Origin of the sequence: Marinifilum fragile JCM 15579 (assembly GCF_001310955.1) — a bacterium.
GTDB classification, from domain to species: Bacteria; Bacteroidota; Bacteroidia; order Bacteroidales; family Marinifilaceae; genus Marinifilum; species Marinifilum fragile.
This window is the reverse complement of the sequence record NZ_BAZX01000002.1, coordinates 236,525-255,672: the sequence shown is the minus strand read 5'-3', so window position 1 is coordinate 255,672 and position 19,148 is coordinate 236,525. Positions and strand designations below refer to the sequence as shown.

The window sequence follows — 19,148 nt, the reverse complement described above, 5'->3', positions numbered from 1 at the left end:
AGCTTACTTCTTTTCTCCTTTTTTTTCAATCAGATCAATGAGTTCCTTAAGATCATCAACATTTAGTTTTTCTTCCTTCACAAAAAATGAAACCACATTTTTATAGGAGGATTCAAAATAATCCGATACTACATTTTTAATGAATAGTTTCCGATACTCCTCTCTTGTTATTACCGGATAATATTCATGCGTATTACCATAGGAATTGTGAGATACAAAGCCTTTTTCCTCTAATCCGCGAATGATTGTACTAAATGTATTGTAGTGTGGTTTAGGTTCTGAATGCTGTTTTAGCAAGTCTTTCACAAAACCTTTACCTGCATTCCACAATATCTTCATTACATCTTCTTCCCGTTTCGTTAATCGTTTTGTATGCATTTAAATTGCCTTTTTTATATACCATGAATAATGTTGACATTTCAAATGTAACTATTTTTTTCGTTTTACCAACTATTTTTCTCGTTCCTTAACTATTTTTCTCGTTAAAGAACGGATTTTCTAGTTTAGATTGTATAAGATCGCTTTAAATATTAGCTTGTACATACAAAAAAAGTCCAAGAGATCTTATCTCTTAGACTTTTACAATTCTATTTTTAATTTATGAAAGTCTACTTTCTAAGTTGCTTCACTTTTTCCATAAATACCTTTAAACGATCTTTAGATATTGGATTCTTCCAAAACCCATTTTCCTTAAAGTGTGAGCCAACAATAAAACCCGAAGCATAATTCCAATATTCTTCCAAATTGTCAGCAGTAATCCCTGAACCTATTAATACCGGAATCTGAACTTTATCCTTCAAACTCTTTAATTCGTGAAGATAAACTGCTTTCCCTGTTGACGATCCTGTTACAATTAGTCCATCACTCAAGAAAAATTCAGCGGCTTTTGCCGTTTCATCAATATCAACATCAGCAGTAATGGCATGCGAACTGTGTTTCTTTTTTATATCGGTAAAAATCTTCACATCTTCGGCATCTACTGCTTTGCGGTATCTCAATAGCTCACCTGCACAAGAATCTATATAACCCTCATCCGCCACATGTCCAAACACAAAGCCTTCTGCTCGAATAAATTGAAAATTCGCAGCCTTGGCAACAGCAAGGGCTTCTTTATTAGCTCCAGCCAAAATTTGTATGCCCAATGGCAAATCAACCGCTTCCCGAACGGCTTTTGCTACCACCGCCATGCTTGCAATAATTTCTGGTCCAACCGCACCCTTTAGGTAAGGAACATCATGCATGTTCTCAATCATGACTGCATCCAAACCAGCTTCTTCGTAAGTTTTAGCTTCCTGAACTGCAATTTCACAAATTTCTTCGATACTGTGCTTATTATTTGGTGTTCCCGGCAAGGCTTGCACATGTACCATTCCGATTATAGATTTTTCCAACTTCATAACTTTAATTTTTCACTCAAGCGTAAAAATAATTTTATCACACAGCCGCACAGCCGAGCGTCTCTTCAAAACCTAGTTACTTTCTAAAATCTTAAACAACTCATCCAACTTAGGAGTCAAAATGATTTCCGTTCTACGATTTTTGCTTCGACCTGCCGAAGTTGCGTTGGTTTCAACTGGAACATACTTGCTACGACCTGCAACGGTTAATCGTTTTGGAGCTACTCCCTTGTTCTGAATAATGATTCTCACAATTGAAGTTGCTCTTTTTACACTTAAATCCCAGTTATCCTTTAAAACTCCACTTCCATTATAAGGAACATTGTCGGTATGTCCTTCTATCATTACATTGATATCCTTATTTTGAGCCAATACCTTTGATAATTGTCCTAATGCTTGAACTCCGCGTTGATCAACAGTATAAGAACCAGATTTAAACAAAAGCTTCTCATCCATAGAAACATAAACCTTTCCATTCCTGGTACTAATTGACAAACCATTTCCTTCAAAACCGGTCAATGCACTCATCACTTTATCCTTCAGAGCTTTTACAGCCTCATCTTTCCTTCTTAGCGCTGATTCGAGTTCACTAAGTCTTTGATCTCTTTTACCTAATTCTGCCTGAAGTGCATCCAACTTTCGCTTTCGGGCATCCATTTGCTTTTCAAGAGCCAAAACCTCATCTTCCCGCAGTTGAAGATCGTTTTGGGCTTTACGGATTTGTTCGAGTAAAGCTTTTGTTTCTCGAGCATTTCCAGCCTGCATACCTGCCAATTGATCCATCAAATCTCGATTGCTTCGTTCTGCTCTGCTTAACCTTTCTCGCGCTGATTGTAATCTTCTGGATAAAGCAATGGTATCGGAAAGAATATTATCATACTTCCCTTTTAAAACATCAAGCTTTCCTTTCAGTTCGTTATTACTTTCACTCAATTCCAGATTTTTCTCCTTCTGCATTTCAAGTTCTTCCAAACAATTGGCCTGTTTGTTCTGAAGTTCTTGATACTGTCTGGTTGGAACACATGAGAATAGACTTATCGCTAATAACAAAGCGATTATTGATGGGTTTAATTTTTTAATCATTTTAAATAATACTTTTATTAGTAATAGAACTCTCTTACACCAATTTCATTAAAGGATAAGCTTTTTAAAATTAGAATATTTTGTGCTTGTGCAAGATAAAAAAGTAAGTCATAGCAGAGTTACGACACAGCTTTTTTAATGAAGCAGAAGTGCAAAAGAAATAATTTTATTGCTTAGTCTTTAGTTAATTTGGTATTACCTAAACAAATATATGAATACGGCGTTTTATATGCGAATAACACAGCAACATTACTTGTTAATTATTTATTATCTTCGTGCAATATTTTTAACGGTATAAGGAGGAATTTCGTACATGTCGCAAACAGATAAAAAATTATTGGATCATATTAATTATCCAGAAGATCTTAAAAAGATTTCTGAAGATGATTTGATTCAGGTATGTTCTGAATTGCGACAAGAAATTATTGAACAGGTATCAAATAACCCAGGTCACTTTGGTGCAAGTCTGGGTGTTGTTGAACTTACTGTTGCCCTTCATTATGTCTTGAATACTCCATATGACAACTTGGTTTGGGATGTTGGCCATCAGGCTTACGGACACAAAATCCTTACGGGGAGAAAAGATGTTTTCCATACCAATCGTCAGTACAAAGGAATTAGTGGTTTCCCAAATCGTAAGGAAAGTAAGTACGATTCTTTTACTGTAGGTCACTCTTCTACTTCTATCTCTGCAGCATTAGGAATGGCTGTAGCTGCCCAATTAAAAGGTGAAACTGATAGAAAAACAGTTGCTGTAATTGGTGATGGTTCGATGACGGCAGGTTTGGCTTTCGAAGGCTTGAACAATGCTGCCGGTAATAATGCTGACTTATTAGTTATACTGAACGATAACAATATGGCCATCGATCCTAATACGGGTGGATTGAACAATTACCTTCTGGATATTACCACATCGCAAACCTACAACAAGGTTAAAAACGACGTATGGAGACTTCTAGGAAAATTCAACAGAATAAATCCTAATACTCAAAAGTTGTTTCAAAAAGTTGAAAATGGTGTAAAAACTATTTTATTGAAACAAAGTAATCTTTTTGAAGCGCTTAACTTTAGATATTTCGGTCCGGTTGATGGTCACGACGTGAATCATTTGGTAAAAGTACTGAGTGATTTGCAAAAGATTCCTGGACCAAAAATCCTGCACTGCATTACCAAAAAAGGAAAGGGATTTAAGCAAGCTGAAATCGACCAAACCTATTGGCATGCTCCTGGTAAATTCGATAAGGAAACCGGAGAAATCATTCAAGCTAAAGACAATGGACCACAAGCACCAAAGTTTCAGGATGTTTTTGGGGAAACATTGGTTGATCTTGCCAAAATGAATGACAAAATTGTTGGGATTACTCCTGCAATGCCAACAGGTAGTTCAATGAACAAACTGATGGAAGCAATGCCTGAAAGAGCCTTTGACGTTGGTATTGCAGAACAACATGCCGTTACTTTCTCAGGTGGATTGGCTGCTCAGGGAAAAATTCCATTTTGTGCCATCTACTCATCATTTATGCAGCGTGCCTACGATCAGGTAATTCATGATGTTGCCTTGCAAGGTGTAAATGTTGTTTTCTGTTTGGATAGAGGTGGATTGGTTGGTGCCGATGGTGCTACTCACCATGGTGTTTACGATCTTGCTTTTATGCGTTGTGTTCCAAATCTAACCATCACAGCTCCATTAAACGAAATTGAATTGCGCAATCTCATGTTTACCGCTCAACAGGAAAATATGGGTGCATTTTCTATTCGCTACCCTCGCGGAAGAGGTAGAATTATTGATTGGAAACAAGAATTTGAAATTCTTCCTGTTGGGAAAGGCCAAAAGCTAAACGATGGCGAAGATTTAGCCATTTTATCGATTGGAGCAATCGGAACAGAAGCAATGGACGCGATTGAAGAGTTGGAAAAAGAGGGAATGTCTATCGCTCATTACGACATGAGATATTTGAAACCAATTGATGAAGACTTGCTACATGAAGTATTCTCGAAACACACCAATATCATTACACTTGAAGATGGTTGTATTGTTGGAGGTTTGGGATCAGCAATTCTAGAATTTATGAGTGATAATGGATATCAAAGCAGAATAACCCGTCTTGGAGTTCCTGACAGATGGGTTGAACAAGGAACTCAGCAAGAACTCTACAAAGAATGTGGTTACGATAAGGAAGGAATTATAGCTTCTGTAAACAAAGTGCTTGCGAAACACACAAGCTAAACTCCATCTCTGTATCCATCCGAATAAGGATCTAGTCCTTCAAAATCTCCGGTAAAAGAATCCATTTGCGATTGCATTTCGCGATCCATTTTAATTAGGTATACTGTATCTTCCGTACGTAATTCTACTACATTTATTTTCTTGCCATTCGGCGTGGTGATTTTAATTAAATCATCTTCATAGATTCCATCTGGAAAGGAATTGATCAACAACTGTAACAAATCCATTCCAATACTTTTGTAGTCCTTTATAACTCTTTTCATCACATACTGATAAATCAATTTATCAAACCAAATCATATAATCCCTTTCGGGCAAGAGTGTGAATAACAGGATTGTTTTGCTGATATCAATTTAAGGAAATTAGTCATAGCAGAAAAAATATTTTCTGCTAAAACACTGACATTTATTCATTCGAATATATTACTTGGATTTATGAGTTGATCAATTTAAGTTCAAAATTCCACATCAAGTAAAACACATTTTGTACTTATCTCATTACAAAAAATTCATTATTAATTACTCATTGTTCATTATAAATTGTCATTCCATCGTTTTCGCTCAAAATATTTACAATTTCTTGATATAAAGTGCATGCCAGTTCAAACCAAAAACCTATTTTTGCGCCCTTAATCAAAATTTTAGGTTTTAAAACATGGTAGATTTTTTCAAAAAGAAAGCTAAGAATTCTAAAGATGATATTTTATCCGGTTTAACCGTTGCCCTAGCCTTGGTTCCAGAAGCTGTTGCATTTGCATTTGTAGCTGGTGTTGATCCATTGGTAGGTTTATATGCAGCTTTTATGATTGGATTAATTACTTCGGTATTTGGAGGTCGTCCAGGTATGATTTCTGGTGCAACCGGAGCAATGGCTGTAGTCTTGGTTAATCTTGTAAAGGAAGGAAACGAAATGGGAATGGCTATGGCTACTCCTATAGAAAATATGGGACTGAATTACTTATTCGCAACAATTGTTCTTACAGGTATCATTCAGTTTTTAGCTGGTGTGTTCAAATTTGGTAAGTTTGTTCGTTTGATTCCTCATCCTGTAATGATGGGATTCGTAAATGGTTTAGCAATCGTAATTTTCCTTTCTCAATTGGGAATGTTTACCGAAAAAATAGCTGGAGAAGCAGTATGGTTGCATGGAACTGAACTTTACACCATGATTGGATTGGTAATTTTAACCATGGGAATCATGTTCTTCCTACCAAAATTAACCACGAAAATTCCAGCCGCTTTAACAGGTATTGTAGTGGTTTCAGCCATTGTAATTTTTGGTGGATTAGATGTTAGCACCGTTGGGTCATTCATTAGAGATGGTGGTGGTTCTGGTTTAAAGGGTAGTCTGCCAACATTCCAGTCACAACTATTCACCGTGGTTCCTTTCACATGGGAGACCATTAAATTTGTATTGCCTTATGCCTCTATATTGGCAGCAATTGGTTTGATCGAATCGCTAATGACATTGAACCTATTGGATGAGATTACAAATAGCCGTGGTAATGGTAACCGTGAGTGTATGGCACAGGGTGCTGCCAATATCGTTACCGGATTTTTCGGTGGAATGGGAGGTTGTGCAATGATCGGACAGTCATTAATCAACGTGAAATCTGGCGGCCGTGGAAGGTTATCTGGAATTATTGCTGCTGTTACTTTATTGGCATTTATCCTATTTGCTGCTCCATATATCGAAATGGTGCCAATTTCAGCATTGGTTGGTGTAATGTTTATGGTAGTTATCGGAACCTTTGCTTGGTCGAGCTTCCGTATTCTAAATAAAATTCCAAAATCAGATGCTTTTGTATTGATTTTGGTATCTGGATTAACCGTAATTTTCGATTTGGCTATTGCTGTTCTTGTGGGTGTTATTGTAAGTGCACTGGTATTCTCTTGGGAGAATGCAAGAAGAATTCGTGCCCGTAAATCTGTTAAAGAAGATGGAACCAAAGTTTATGAGATTTGGGGACCTCTGTTTTTTGGATCAATTACTACCTTTATGAGCAAGTTTGATGTGGCAAACGATCCGGAATCCGTAGAAATTGATTTTATTGAATCAAGAGTCTCTGACCACTCGGGAATTGAGGCCATTAGAAATCTGGTTCAGAAATACGAAAGTGCTGGAAAAACTATTAAATTGAAGCACCTAAGTGAGGACTGTATCAAACTGCTTCAAACTGCAGATGATCATTTTAGAACTGTAATTATTCGAGATATCGATGATCCTCGTTATTATGTAGTAACCGATAAAGTGAAAATTGAGTAAGGCTTTAAAATATTAGAAAATACCTGTTTGAGGAAGCTTTTTCCTCAGACTTTTTTTCACCTCCTTCCCACGCTGGGAGGAGGTGTTTTTTTTGTTTACTCCCCCTGCCCTTTATATGACATTTTCCCATTCCAAATTATTATTCAGTGAAAGTCAAGATAGTATTTTGTCGCGTTATCTTTTGAAGAAGATCTACTTTGATATGAGGTTTAGAGCACAAACCTGCCGATCTGGAAAAAACAGTCCACCTACCTTATGCAACGAAAGTCTACAAAACATTTGAAGTGTCGAAATAAATTTATTACGTTTATAATTCTTTAAAAATGGAATGGAAAAATAGTAGGAATTGATATGGAGGTTTCTGCCAAGAGTCTGAATTACTAAGTAATTAGCATAGAATAAGATTAATGACAATTGAAATAAAAATACACGAAAGAAAATTATTTGAAAATATAGACTATTCAGAAAAATCTTTAAGAAATAGAGAGTTTTTTGAATGCAAATTTGTGGGATGTAGCTTTTCAAAAAGCGACCTTATTGGTAACAGTTTTGAAGATTGCACCTTTGAAAACTGCGATTTTTCGATGGCGAAAATTAGAGGAGCGGGGTTTCGAAACGCAAAGTTCAAAGAATGTAAAATTCTTGGAGTTGATTTTTCGGAATGCAACAAATTTATGTTCTCTTTTTCATTTCACAATTGCTTCTTGGATTATTCAAGCTTCTTTGGAACAAAGTTGATGAAAACAAAATTCGATAAATGCTCTTTAAAAGAGACTGACTTTTCAGAAGTGAACTTATCATCTTCCATATTTTCCGATTGTGACTTAACAGGGGCAAGATTTTTAAATACCAATCTCGAAAAAGTAAATTTTAGAACGGCAAGTAACTTTTCCATTGACCCTGAATCTAATATATTAAAGAAAGCGAAATTTTCAGCATTTAATCTTGAAGGCCTACTGTATAAATACAAATTGGATATTGATTAAGCTTGCACCAGCAAGAGCTTTTCTTTTTGTTCCCAAATGAGATTTTGCCAGGTCAGAAGATAATTTTACTCAACATATTTTCATAGCTTTGCCCACCGTAATATAAGCAATAAAACGATGGTAAACCCACAAACCAAGGGAACGCTCATGATATTGCTCTCCGCAATATTTTTTGGCCTCATGCCCTTTTTTGCATTGAAAACCTATGCCGAAGGCTTTAGTGTGGACAATCTGCTATTGTATCGGTACAGCTTCGCCTTTATACTAATCGGCCTATTTTGCCTCATCCGGAAAATCACGCTTACAATCAACCAGAAACAATTTCTACTGATCCTGTTTCTGGCATTTGTAGGAACCATGCTCACCACCTACACATTGTTCCTCTCCTACCGGTACATATCCTCAGGTCTGGCCAGCACCTTGCATTTCGTTTACCCCATTGTCACCATATCGTTTGCAGCCATTATCTACAAAGAAAGATTTACTGTCCGGAAAACCACTGCCCTACTCCTGTCTGTAACAGGAATTGCTCTGCTGTCGGTGGGTACAGAGAGCAACATAAACCTAACCGGAATTGTTTGGGCAATTGTATCAGGTTTTCTGTATGCCATCTACATTCTGGGCATGGCGAGTGAGGAGTTAAAAAAACTTCCCCCTCTAACGATTGCCTTCTGGATATTCGGAATTACCGCCCTCCTCTTTTTTGCGAAATCCCTGTTGACCAACCAGCTGAACACCCACTTCACGCCCACTTCGTTGTTTTACACCCTAAATCTCGCGGTTTGGTCCACATTCTTCGCTGTTGTGCTCTTCTACAAGGGCATGAAATACACGGGCCCGGGAACCGCTTCCCTCCTGTCCACCCTGGAACCGCTAACCGGTGTATTCGTAGGGATATTTGTTTTCAACGAAAAAATGGATGTGAAGAGTTCTTTGGCAATTTTGCTGATACTCACCTCGGTTCTTATTGTAGTACAAATCAAAAAAAAGAGACAGCATCACCTGATTCAAAAGCTAAGGCACAAAGTGCTGAAACGCGCCTGACCCGGCCATCAACAGGAACAGAAATGTCACAGAGGGATTTTTTGCAGCTCCTAACCTCCGGGCGGGGATTATTCCGTCCTTTGAGAAAACCCCTGGCTGTCCCACGAAACGAAGTTTCCCGATAGCGCGAGCTTGCACCAGCAAGAGATAATAAAAAATGCGCTCCTTTCGAAGCGCATTCATATCGCAATTGGTAATTCCTAATTCTTACAATCCCAGTTTTGTTCTAATGGCAGCAGGAATTGCATCCTTGTGCATCATTAATCCTACAGTTTTGTACTGTACGAATGCTTTCGACGCATAAAAATATCCTTTGTGATTATTCAAATCTGTTCCCCAAGAATTCTTAATCAAATAATACTTGGTACCGTTTTGATCTTTTGCAATCCCTGTCATGTGCATCAAATGATCTTCAGTTGACTGATAGTTATCGAAAGCCATTTGGCGCATTTCCTGAGTAATTGCCTTTTCTTTTACTGGATATTCGGTTCCATAAGCAGCTTTCTGATCGCGATTCATATTTTGCCATTTTGAAATTTCTGAATCAGCCATGTTTTTCACTTCCGTATCTGGAACAACAGCTACTCCCTTTCTGAAAGCAAAACCATCTTCGCTTACATCACTACCCCAGGCAATGCTGTATCCATTTTCAATGGCTGTATCCACACATTGCATCATTTCATCCATTGGCAAGTTGTACACCTCTCCTAACGACCAGTTATCAGGACCTTCGAAAATGAATGATTCATAAAAAGGGTGATGATTGTATGATGTAATGGTGATGTAATCATCTGGATTAATACCCAATTCTTCACCAAAGGATTTTGGGCTGTATTCCTTTCCTTTATAGCTGAAGATTTCCGGAACCTCTCCCAGGTAAGCATCTAGAATTCCATCGAATCCCTTCATCCAAACAGGAGTCAATTTTTTGTTTCTGTTTTTTACAACAGCATCCACATAAGCCTTTAAAACTGCATCCATTTCCCCATGAACAGGCAATGTTTCGTCGAATGTATTTCCCGAATAAGCTTCCTGAGGAATCATTCCAAACTTTTTTACCACATTCATGGCATCCCAACCTTCGGCTCCTGCAGAAAAGCTTTTCTTGCCATGGAAACGAACGTAATCTTTTCCTCTAAGGTGATAGTTTCTGTTTACAATAAACATTTCCGATAAATCAAACTCTCCCTTACCCATACGTAATAGTTCCGATTCGATGAATGATACAGTTGCAAATGACCAACAAGTTCCCGATCTGTGCTGATCTTTAACCGAAGTTGCATCCAGCTGTTTTTCAATGGTAAATTGGTAGGATTTTTTTTCTTCCTTCTTCTTTTTTGCGCTTACAGGCAAAATAAAGGCTACTGCAAGTAAAGCGGTAAATACTACTTTAAGTTTCATGATTGTTTTGTTTGTTGTTTAAAAAAATTCAAAACTGCTGCCTTTCCATGCACAAGTCTTGATAATACAAATCTTTGCTTGTAATTTTGAATGTTTTGAAAGATCATGCAAGGTAAAAATATTCAATCAACTTTTACCCTTATTTCAAATACCAAAAACAACATTTTCTAACTAATATCATTGTAAAAATGAAAAAACTCGCATCTGTTACGTTGTTGTTAGGCCTAATTGTTGGCTTAGTAGCTTGTAATCAAAAAGAAAAAAAAGAAGTAGTGGTTTCTCCAACTCAAAAATTGGTAGATCAGTATGCTGAATTCGAGCTAACTACCGATTTAAATCTTCTGACAGAAAAAGAGAAGCAAATGCTTCCTATTTTAATTGAGGTAGCTGATATCATGGAAGAATTATTCTGGAAAGATGCTATTGGAGATAAAACAGAATTCCTTTCTCAATTAAATGATCCTGCAGCTATTGCTTATTCTAAAATTAACTATGGTGCTTGGGACAGATTAGATGACAACAATGCTTTCCTTGAAGGATTTGGAGCAAAGCCAAAGGGTGCTAATTTCTATCCAAAAGATATGACCAAAGAAGAATTTGATGCTATCGAGGATGAAATGAAAACTGACTGGTACACCAAAATCGTTCGTGATGAAGATGGCAAATTAAGAGTTGCTTCATACCACGAAGTATATCCTGAAGAAATTAAAAGAGCTGCTGAATTATTAAAGAAAGCTGCTGAATTGGCTGAAGATGCTGGTTTAAAGAAATACCTGGAACTTCGTGCTGAAGCTCTTTTAACTGATGATTACCTGGCTTCTGATTTGGCTTGGATGGATATGAAAACCAACACTCTTGATTTCGTAGTTGGTCCTATCGAAACTTACGAAGATGCTCTTTACGGATACAAAGCTTCTCACTCTGGTCAGATTTTGGTGAAAGACAAAGTTTGGAGTGAAAAACTATCAAAATTTGCTTCATTATTGCCTCGTTTACAAGAAGGTCTTCCTGTACCTCCTGAGTACAAGGCAGAAAAAGCAAATGCCAATGCAGACATGAATGCTTACGATGTAATTTACTACGCTGGTGATTGTAACGCAGGTAGCAAAAACATCGCGATTAACCTACCAAACGATCCTCGTGTACACGCTGCAAAAGGAAGTAGAAAGCTTCAGTTAAAAAATGCTATGCAAGCTAAATTCGATAAAATCTTGGTTCCTATTTCAGATTTGTTGATTGACGAAAGCCAGCGCAAAAATGTTACTTTCGATGCATTCTTCGAAAATGTAATGTTCCACGAAGTTGCTCATGGATTGGGTATCAAGTACACTTTAAAAGATAAGGTAAGCGTTCGTAAGGCTCTTAAAGATACTTACACTTCTATCGAAGAAGGTAAAGCTGACATTTTAGGTTTATACATGATTACTCAAATGGCTGAGTGGGGTGAAATGGACAAGAGCAAGCTAATGGATAACTATGTTACTTTCATGGCTGGTATCTTCCGTTCGGTTCGCTTTGGTGCTGCAAGTGCTCATGGTAAAGCAAACATGATGCGTTTCTATTTCTTCGAAGAGCAAGGTGCTTTCACAAGAAATCCTGAAACTGGAACTTATAAAGTAGATTTCGAAAAAATGAAAGCTGCTATGAACGAATTAGGAAAACAAATTCTAATTGTTCAGGGTGATGGTAACTACGAAATGGCAAAACAAATGATTGCTGAAAGAGGTTATATCCGTGAAGATTTACAAAAAGATCTTGATCGTGTAAACTCTGCGGGAATTCCTAAAGATGTAGTATTTAAACAAGGCGTTAAGGTTCTTGGACTATAATTCATTTAATAATGAGTAATTGGTAATGAATAATTAATTCTTACTATTCTATCATATAAAAAAGGCTGATTCTTTAATAAGGGTCAGCCTTTTATTATTTTAGGACTAATAATGCCCGAACTGGATCAAAAAATGGGTATTTTATAACATTGTATAACATCATTAAGCTTAGTATCTTTCCAAACATTCAAATAAATGGATACCACATTATCAGAAGGACATGAAGCTGCTAAAAAAAATATCATTAGGAATTCTGCTTATTTGCATAGCAATTTTTTTGTGCAGTTTTAAAACCGCGGCTCGAAAAAAGCAGGCTCTTGTACTTCACTCCTACCATCAGGGATTAAATTGGACCGATAATATCAGTGAAGGAATTTTATCCGTTCTTGATCAAAATGATGACATTGAAATCATCTTTGAATACATGGATACCAAAAGGCATTCCGAAGCTGAATATTTGGTTGAGTTTGCAAAACTTTACGATTTAAAACATCAAAAAAATCTGTTCGACGTTATTATAGTTTGCGATAACAATGCCCTCGATTTTGTAAGAACCTATTATCGGAGTTACTTCGATAAAATCCCAATTGTATTTTGCGGAGTCGATCAGTTTTCGTCTAATTTGATTATTGGTTTTGAACAGGTTACAGGTGTTACCGAAGAAATTGATTCGAAAAAAACCATCGAAATTGCACTTCAACTACATCCAAAAACCAAACAATTGGTAGTGATTAACGATAATCAAACCAAATCAGCAATTTTAAATAGAAATACTGTAAGAGATGTCTGGCCAGAAATTGACACCGATGCCGAATTGGTTTTTCTTGAAAATTTATCAATTGACGAACTTGTACATCAGGTAAAAAACCTTGATCCACAAAGTATCATATACCTTATCAATTTTAGTCGTGACAAAGATGGAAACTATATTTCCTATCAGGAGAGTATCGAAATCATACGCAAAGTCACAAACCTACCAATATACAGCAGTTGGGAATTTTATTTTAACGAAGGTATTGTTGGTGGGATGATAACTAGTGGGTTTAAACAAGGAGAACTGGCTGCAAAATCAGCCTTAAGGATATTAAATGGTGAAAAAGCTTCGGATATTCCAATTATAAAGGATGGCTACAATCAATTCAAGTTTGATTTCGAACAGATGAAGCGATTTAAAATCCTACCCCGACAACTGCCCAAAGGTAGCTTTATCAGCCATCAACCGCCTTCAATCATAAAGCAATATCAAACCTCATTGGTTGTAATGATTATTTTTATGGTGGTAATTATTTTCATTCTTAGATACACTACCATTAAGCGAGAAAGAAACGAAAGAAGATTAAAAAAAATTAATGAAGAACTGGATAGAAGAGTTGCCAAACGTACCAAAGAAATCATTTTTGCCAATGAAAAACTGGAATTGCAAACTGAGCAAATTATAAAACAAAACAAAGAACTCGAACATCACCGCCATAACCTCTTGGAATTGGTCAAGGAACGAACCGAAAACCTTGAACATGCAAATGAGGAATTAAAAAGTAGTAGAAACAGGTTGCTTCACATGCTCGATTCGAATTCGGATGGTGTATGGGAGCACAATTTTAAGACTAATGAGATTTTCATTAGTAAAACCATTTGGGACAAACTTGGGTACCATTCAGTAACCAAAAAAGATACCCGGAAATTACTATGTAAGGTTATTCATCCAGAGGATCTGATTATTATTAAACAAAAAGACAAGCAGAACAGATCGGGTAAAAGCGAAATGTTTGTAATCGAATTTAGAATTTGTTCCAAGGATAAAACATGGATGTGGTTCAAGGCAAAAGGGAAAATTCTGGACTATTCCGAAGATGGAAAACCCTTAAACATGGTGGGAACGCTGATTGATATTAACCAACGTAAGGTTGCCGAAGAACAAATTCGTGAGGAAGAAAAAAAACTTAGAGTCTCGGAACAACGCTGGCGCTCGCTAATTGAACAAGCTTCTGATGAAATTCTGATTTACAATATTGATGGTCAGATTTTGGATGCCAATTCTGCTGCATGCAAATGGTTGGGATACAAGCAAAGCGAATTGCTGGAATTAAATTATAGTGAAATTGATACGGTTCACAGCAGTTCAAAACTTCATACTTATCGCAAGAAACTAAGCACTTCAAATCCTTCAGTTTCATTTGAATCGGTGCAACGTCGTAAAGATGGTAGCACTTTTCCTGTTGAAATTCACCTGAGTTTAATTGAGCTTCAGGATAGCAAACTAATTCTTTCTGTTGGTACCGATATCAGTATCAGACAAGAAACCGAACGTAAGATTTTAAATGCTGTTATCAACACTGAAGAAAGCGAAAGAAAGCGATTTGCAACCGATTTGCATGATTCCATTGGTCCATTGCTTTCAAGTATAAATCTATACCTCTCATCACTGGGAAAAGTAAAAACCAAAGATGACAAGGATAATATCATAAGTGCCTCTTTAGACGCCGTAAACGAAGCATTGGTAAGTATTAAAGAAATTTCAAACAACTTGAGTCCTCATATTTTAAATGATTTTGGTTTAGAAAAAGCAATTCAATCATTCACCAATAAGATTAATGTTTCCCAGGCCATAAACATCAGTTTTTATGCCGAAAATATGAAGGAACGGTTGAATCACCAGGTAGAAGTTGTTATTTTTAGGGTAGTAACAGAGCTTATCAATAACACCATCAAGCATGCCAAGGCCACAAATATCGAAATCAACCTTTCACTTGAAGACAAACTTTTATCCTTAATTTACATTGATGATGGAATAGGTTTTGATTCTAAAAAGATAAATGCTGGTACTTCAAGCGGAATGGGATTGTATAATGTGCTAAGTCGTATCCGATCTTTAAATGGAACACACAAAATAAAAAGTAATCCGGAACGCGGCGGAATGATGGCTGTTATTGAAATAAAATTATAATTGCAAAATGGAAGAAAATAAGGTAATAATTGTTGACGATCACAAGATGTTTAGAAGCGGATTGCGTTTCTTATTAAGTAATATTCCAAACATTACTGTTATTGGAGAAGCCTCGAACGGAAAGGAGTTTCTTAAAATGGCTGAAAATGAAACAATCGATATTGCCTTAATGGATATTAATATGCCTGAGATGAATGGCATTGAAGCCACTCGAATTGCAATGGAAAAATATCCAGATCTTAAAGTAATTGTTCTTTCGATGCATGGTGAAGAAGAATACTACGACCAAATGCTGGATGCAGGAGTAAAAGGCTTCCTGCTTAAAAACTCAGATGCCGATGAACTAATCGCCGCCATCGAAGCTGTTATCGCAGGAAAATCATACTTCTCTCAAGAGTTACTTGTGGATATATTGGACCAAAAAAGATTGCAAAAACTTAGAACCGATACGGTTAAACTCTCAACCAGAGAACTCGAAGTTTTAAAGCTAATTTGTGATGGTTTTAGCAATGCAGAAATTGCCGAACACCTTTTCATCAGTCACAGAACTGTTGATCGTCATCGTGCCAACTTACTTAGTAAAACAGGTTGCAAAAACTCTACGTCATTAGTAATGTATGCTGTTAAGAATAAAATTATTGAAATAGAATGATAAGCAATGCAAAAACTACTGGGTAAATACAAGTATTTGCTACTTCTTCTGGTGGTATTCCTGATCCTATCGTGCCTTGATGCTTCTGCGCGAAGAAAAAAGATTTTGGTGCTTCACTCCTACCATCAGGGATTGAATTGGACCGATAATATTACCAAAGGTATTCTGTCGGTACTCAACAAACATGAAAACATTGAGATTCAGTTTGAGTACATGGATACCAAAAGAAGATATGACAAAGAGTATCTTGAAGAGTTTGTAAAACTATACCGACTCAAACACAAGGGAATTCATTACAACGTAGTGATCGCCTCCGATAACAATGCTCTTTATTTTACACGAGACCATCAAGAAGAGTTTTTTAAGGATATTCCCATAGTCTTTTGTTCCATCGATCAATTTGAAGACAGCCTAATCGAAGGAATGACCAACATCACCGGTGTTACTGAATTCATTGATTTTAAGCAAACCATTGAGCAGGCCCTGCGTCTACATCCAAAAGCTAAAAACCTGGTCGTAATCAACGATAACATTACTACATCTGCCATTATCAACCGGAACCATATCATTTCTTTTTGGCCTGAATTAAATACAGATGTGAATTTGATCTTTCTGGAAAACCTATCCATAGAAGATTTGGTTAGACAGGTTAAAAAACTGGATGATTCCAACATCATTTTACTCATCAATTTCAGTAGGGATAAAGAAGGCAACTACATCTCCTACCAGGAAAACATTGAAATTATCCGCGAAGCCACAAGCCTTCCAATCTACAGCTCCTGGGAATTTTATTTCAACCAGGGAATTGTTGGAGGTATGCTCACCAGTGGAGTGAAACAGGGACAATTAGCGGCTGAACTGGCTGTAAAAGTTGTAAATGGTGCGGACATCAATAGCCTTCCTTTGGTTACTGAGGGATACAATAGTTTCATGTTTGACTTTCAGCAAATGAAACGATTTGGGATAATGGTCAAGGATCTTCCCAAAAATAGTACAGTCATCAATCAGCCACCAAGCTTTTTGTCCAAACACAGAACCAGTATCAATATCATCATTGCCTTTCTCACCCTTATCGTTCTGATCGTAGTTTATTTGAGAATCAAACGCAAACGAACCGAAAACAAACTTCTGGAAAGAAACAAAAGGCTAAAAAGCAGTCGTAATAGATTGTTAAGAATGCTGGATGCCAATTCTGATGGAGTTTGGGAGCACAACTTTGTGGAGCATACCACTTACATCAGCAAAAATATCTGGGAAAAGCTTGGTTACAATCCAGATTTGGTACAAAACACTCCTGAGTTTATTGAAAATCTTATCCACCCTGACGACTTACAAAGTTTCATTTTAAACAGAGAGAAGTTAAGCTTGGGAGAAATAGACCTATTTAATGTTGAATTCAGATTATTATCGAAAAAAAACGAATGGATTTGGTTGAAAGCAAAGGCCAAAAGCCTTGACTTTGCCTCGGATAAAAAAGCCATAAACCTGGTAGGAACCCTCATGGATATTTCCCAAAGGAAAGAGGCCGAGGCCAAAATAAAAGAAGACGAAAAGAAAATACGTGCTTCTGAGAAGCGCTGGCGCTCCTTAATAGAGCAAGCCGCCGATGAAATCATTGTCCTGGATTTTGATGGGAAAATTTTAGATGCAAACCTTTCTGCCTGCAAGCTATCAGGATACAGCCGGGAAGAAATCATTGGTTCCAGCGTTACCCTTCTTGACCATAAATACAGTCTAAACCAACTAAAATCGTTTTGGAGCAAACTGAATGCTGACAATCCAGCGGTGAAATTGGAATCTATTCAAAAAAGGAAAGACAATACAACTTTCCCCATAGAAGTGCACATCAGTCTAATAGATCTGTCGGATAGCAAACTCATTCTGGCAGTAGTTAGCGATATCAGCATCAGACAAGAGACTGAACGCAAGGTTTTGAATGCCGTTATTGAAACCGAGGAGAATGAAAGAAAAAGATTTGCCACGGATCTGCACGATTCCATCGGGCCACTTCTTTCCAGTATAAACCTGTACCTATCAGCACTTGGGAAGGCCAATCTAAGTCCAAAAAATGAACAGATGATTACCGCTTCAAGAGAAATTGTGAGTGAAACCCTACTCAATATCAAGGAAATATCAAATAATTTAAGTCCCCATATCTTAAACGACTTCGGATTGGTGAATGCCATCAACTCATTCATCAACAAAATCAACCTTTCAAAAAGCATCAACATTTCGTTCGATACCCAGAATTTGGAGTCGAGAGTTAACCAGCAAGTTGAAGTTGTGATTTACAGGGTCGTAACCGAGCTAATCAACAACACCATCAAGCATGCCGATGCCGATCATATTCAGATCAAACTCTCACGGGAGAACAATTTGCTGAATTTAATATATATTGACGATGGAAAAGGATTCGAGCCGGACGAACTCAACTACGAAAGTTCAGGCATGGGACTCTACAACATTTTAAGTAGAATACGATCTCTGAATGGCTCTCATAGCATTCAGAGCAGTCCAGAGTCAGGTGGAATGATGGCTGTTGTAAATGTAAACCTTTAAAACTTCTAACATGAACGAACAAAAAATAATCATCGTTGACGATCACAAAATTTTCCGTAAAGGATTGCGCTTTTTGCTTGATGATATGAAAGGAATTCACGTGGTTGGGGAAGCTGAAAATGGACAGGAGTTTTTGGATTTGCTAAAGGTTACCTCAGCTGATATTGTTCTAATGGACATCAATATGCCTAAAATGAACGGTATTGATGCGACCATACATGCACTAAGGGAGAATCCGAATCTCAATATTATTGTCCTGTCTATGCATGGAGAGGAACAATACTACGACAAAATGGTGGAAGCTGGGGTGAAAGGTTTTCTCCTTAAAAACTCCGATGTTGATGAATTATCAACCGCCATAAACATGGTTGGAGCCGGAGGAAGTTACTTCTCTCAAGAACTATTGGTGGGTATTCTCAATAAACGCAAGCAACAAAAAAAACCCTCTGAGGTGGTTCACTTTACCGATCGCGAACTGGAAGTTCTGCAGCTAATCTGCAAAGGATACAGCAATAACAAAATTGCAGATACCCTTTATATTAGCATTAGAACCGTGGAGCGACATAGAGCCAATTTGCTGAGTAAAACCAATTGTGCCAACTCCATTGCCATGGTAATGTATGCCGTTAAAAACAATATTATTGAGATTTAAACTCAAAATCTGACACTTACAGACTTCTAATTAAATTCATTCCAAACAACAGTACAAAGATCTGACTTTAATCTACTTACAGTTCATTTGTACGTATTTACCCCCATAT

At 37.1% G+C, this 19,148-nt stretch carries 14 protein-coding genes; 9 read left to right on the top strand and 5 right to left on the bottom strand.

Annotated elements, in window-relative coordinates; genetic code table 11:
* Positions 1–3: 3 nt before the first annotated feature.
* From JCM15579_RS02990 to JCM15579_RS02980, 3 genes are all read right to left on the bottom strand, one after another.
* The gene (locus JCM15579_RS02990) at positions 4–378 is read right to left on the bottom strand and encodes a BlaI/MecI/CopY family transcriptional regulator (RefSeq protein WP_054715508.1); all 375 of its coding nucleotides are present in this window, start codon (positions 376–378) and stop codon (positions 4–6) included.
* 230 nt (positions 379–608) lie between these two features.
* On the bottom strand, positions 609–1,397 hold the full coding sequence (locus tag JCM15579_RS02985; RefSeq protein ID WP_054715506.1) for a BtpA/SgcQ family protein: 789 nt from the start codon (positions 1,395–1,397) through the stop codon (positions 609–611).
* A gap of 72 nt (positions 1,398–1,469) precedes the next feature.
* Positions 1,470–2,480 (bottom strand): OmpA/MotB family protein, encoded by a 1,011-nt coding sequence (locus tag JCM15579_RS02980; protein WP_054715502.1) that lies wholly within the window; start codon positions 2,478–2,480, stop codon positions 1,470–1,472.
* 313 nt (positions 2,481–2,793) lie between these two features.
* Here JCM15579_RS02980 and dxs point away from each other — a divergent pair, with 313 nt between their 5' ends.
* Positions 2,794–4,707 carry a 1-deoxy-D-xylulose-5-phosphate synthase gene (gene dxs, locus JCM15579_RS02975; protein ID WP_054715500.1) on the top strand — a complete coding sequence of 638 codons (1,914 nt, stop codon included), beginning with the start codon at positions 2,794–2,796 and terminating at the stop codon, positions 4,705–4,707.
* On the opposite strand, the gene JCM15579_RS02970 is transcribed toward dxs, so the two are convergent.
* Complete coding sequence (locus JCM15579_RS02970) at positions 4,704–5,006, bottom strand: hypothetical protein (protein ID WP_054715496.1); 303 nt, start codon at positions 5,004–5,006, stop codon at positions 4,704–4,706. The genes dxs and JCM15579_RS02970 overlap by 4 nt on opposite strands.
* Positions 5,007–5,361: 355 nt before the next feature.
* Here JCM15579_RS02970 and JCM15579_RS02965 point away from each other — a divergent pair, with 355 nt between their 5' ends.
* From JCM15579_RS02965 to JCM15579_RS02955, 3 genes are all read left to right on the top strand, one after another.
* Positions 5,362–6,972, top strand: coding sequence for a SulP family inorganic anion transporter (locus JCM15579_RS02965; protein WP_054715494.1), 1,611 nt, complete (start codon positions 5,362–5,364; stop codon positions 6,970–6,972).
* A 407-nt stretch (positions 6,973–7,379) separates the two neighbouring features.
* A complete protein-coding gene (locus JCM15579_RS22195) occupies positions 7,380–7,958 on the top strand; it encodes a pentapeptide repeat-containing protein (protein ID WP_054715492.1) in 579 nt (192 codons plus the stop codon).
* 117 nt (positions 7,959–8,075) lie between these two features.
* Positions 8,076–9,002, top strand: coding sequence for a DMT family transporter (locus JCM15579_RS02955; protein ID WP_054715489.1), 927 nt, complete (start codon positions 8,076–8,078; stop codon positions 9,000–9,002).
* Between the two features lie 207 nt (positions 9,003–9,209).
* Here the strand turns inward: JCM15579_RS02955 and JCM15579_RS02950 are convergent, their stop codons facing one another.
* On the bottom strand, positions 9,210–10,403 hold the full coding sequence (locus JCM15579_RS02950; RefSeq protein ID WP_157471297.1) for a C1 family peptidase: 1,194 nt from the start codon (positions 10,401–10,403) through the stop codon (positions 9,210–9,212).
* 188 nt (positions 10,404–10,591) lie between these two features.
* Between JCM15579_RS02950 and JCM15579_RS02945 the strand changes: the two genes are divergently transcribed.
* From JCM15579_RS02945 to JCM15579_RS02925, 5 genes are all read left to right on the top strand, one after another.
* Complete coding sequence (locus tag JCM15579_RS02945) at positions 10,592–12,232, top strand: dipeptidyl-peptidase 3 family protein (protein ID WP_054715484.1); 1,641 nt, start codon at positions 10,592–10,594, stop codon at positions 12,230–12,232.
* Positions 12,233–12,509: 277 nt separating this feature from the next.
* The gene (locus JCM15579_RS02940; protein ID WP_172677349.1) at positions 12,510–15,176 is read left to right on the top strand and encodes a sensor histidine kinase; all 2,667 of its coding nucleotides are present in this window, start codon (positions 12,510–12,512) and stop codon (positions 15,174–15,176) included.
* A 7-nt stretch (positions 15,177–15,183) separates the two neighbouring features.
* Positions 15,184–15,828 (top strand): response regulator transcription factor, encoded by a 645-nt coding sequence (locus JCM15579_RS02935; protein ID WP_054715478.1) that lies wholly within the window; start codon positions 15,184–15,186, stop codon positions 15,826–15,828.
* A gap of 6 nt (positions 15,829–15,834) precedes the next feature.
* Positions 15,835–18,387, top strand: a complete 2,553-nt coding sequence (locus JCM15579_RS02930; protein WP_054715475.1) for a sensor histidine kinase — start codon at positions 15,835–15,837, stop codon at positions 18,385–18,387.
* Positions 18,388–18,397: 10 nt separating this feature from the next.
* Entirely contained in the window at positions 18,398–19,039 is a 642-nt protein-coding gene (locus JCM15579_RS02925; RefSeq protein WP_054715473.1) for a response regulator transcription factor, read from the top strand.
* The last annotated feature ends 109 nt before the right edge of the window (positions 19,040–19,148 follow it).

Bases quoted from the DNA above. Each gene is read 5' to 3' on its own strand.
- JCM15579_RS02985 (WP_054715506.1), bottom strand. From the start codon at position 1,397: ATGAAGTTGGAAAAATCTATAATCGGAATGGTACATGTGCAAGCCTTG.
- JCM15579_RS02970 (WP_054715496.1), bottom strand. From the start codon at position 5,006: ATGATTTGGTTTGATAAATTGATTTATCAGTATGTGATGAAAAGAGTT.
- dxs (WP_054715500.1), top strand. From the start codon at position 2,794: ATGTCGCAAACAGATAAAAAATTATTGGATCATATTAATTATCCAGAA.
- JCM15579_RS02955 (WP_054715489.1), top strand. From the start codon at position 8,076: ATGGTAAACCCACAAACCAAGGGAACGCTCATGATATTGCTCTCCGCA.
- JCM15579_RS02935 (WP_054715478.1), top strand. From the start codon at position 15,184: ATGGAAGAAAATAAGGTAATAATTGTTGACGATCACAAGATGTTTAGA.
- JCM15579_RS02965 (WP_054715494.1), top strand. From the start codon at position 5,362: ATGGTAGATTTTTTCAAAAAGAAAGCTAAGAATTCTAAAGATGATATT.
- JCM15579_RS02945 (WP_054715484.1), top strand. From the start codon at position 10,592: ATGAAAAAACTCGCATCTGTTACGTTGTTGTTAGGCCTAATTGTTGGC.
- JCM15579_RS02930 (WP_054715475.1), top strand. From the start codon at position 15,835: ATGCAAAAACTACTGGGTAAATACAAGTATTTGCTACTTCTTCTGGTG.
- JCM15579_RS02990 (WP_054715508.1), bottom strand. From the start codon at position 378: ATGCATACAAAACGATTAACGAAACGGGAAGAAGATGTAATGAAGATA.
- JCM15579_RS02925 (WP_054715473.1), top strand. From the start codon at position 18,398: ATGAACGAACAAAAAATAATCATCGTTGACGATCACAAAATTTTCCGT.
- JCM15579_RS02950 (WP_157471297.1), bottom strand. From the start codon at position 10,403: ATGAAACTTAAAGTAGTATTTACCGCTTTACTTGCAGTAGCCTTTATT.
- JCM15579_RS02980 (WP_054715502.1), bottom strand. From the start codon at position 2,480: ATGATTAAAAAATTAAACCCATCAATAATCGCTTTGTTATTAGCGATA.
- JCM15579_RS22195 (WP_054715492.1), top strand. From the start codon at position 7,380: ATGACAATTGAAATAAAAATACACGAAAGAAAATTATTTGAAAATATA.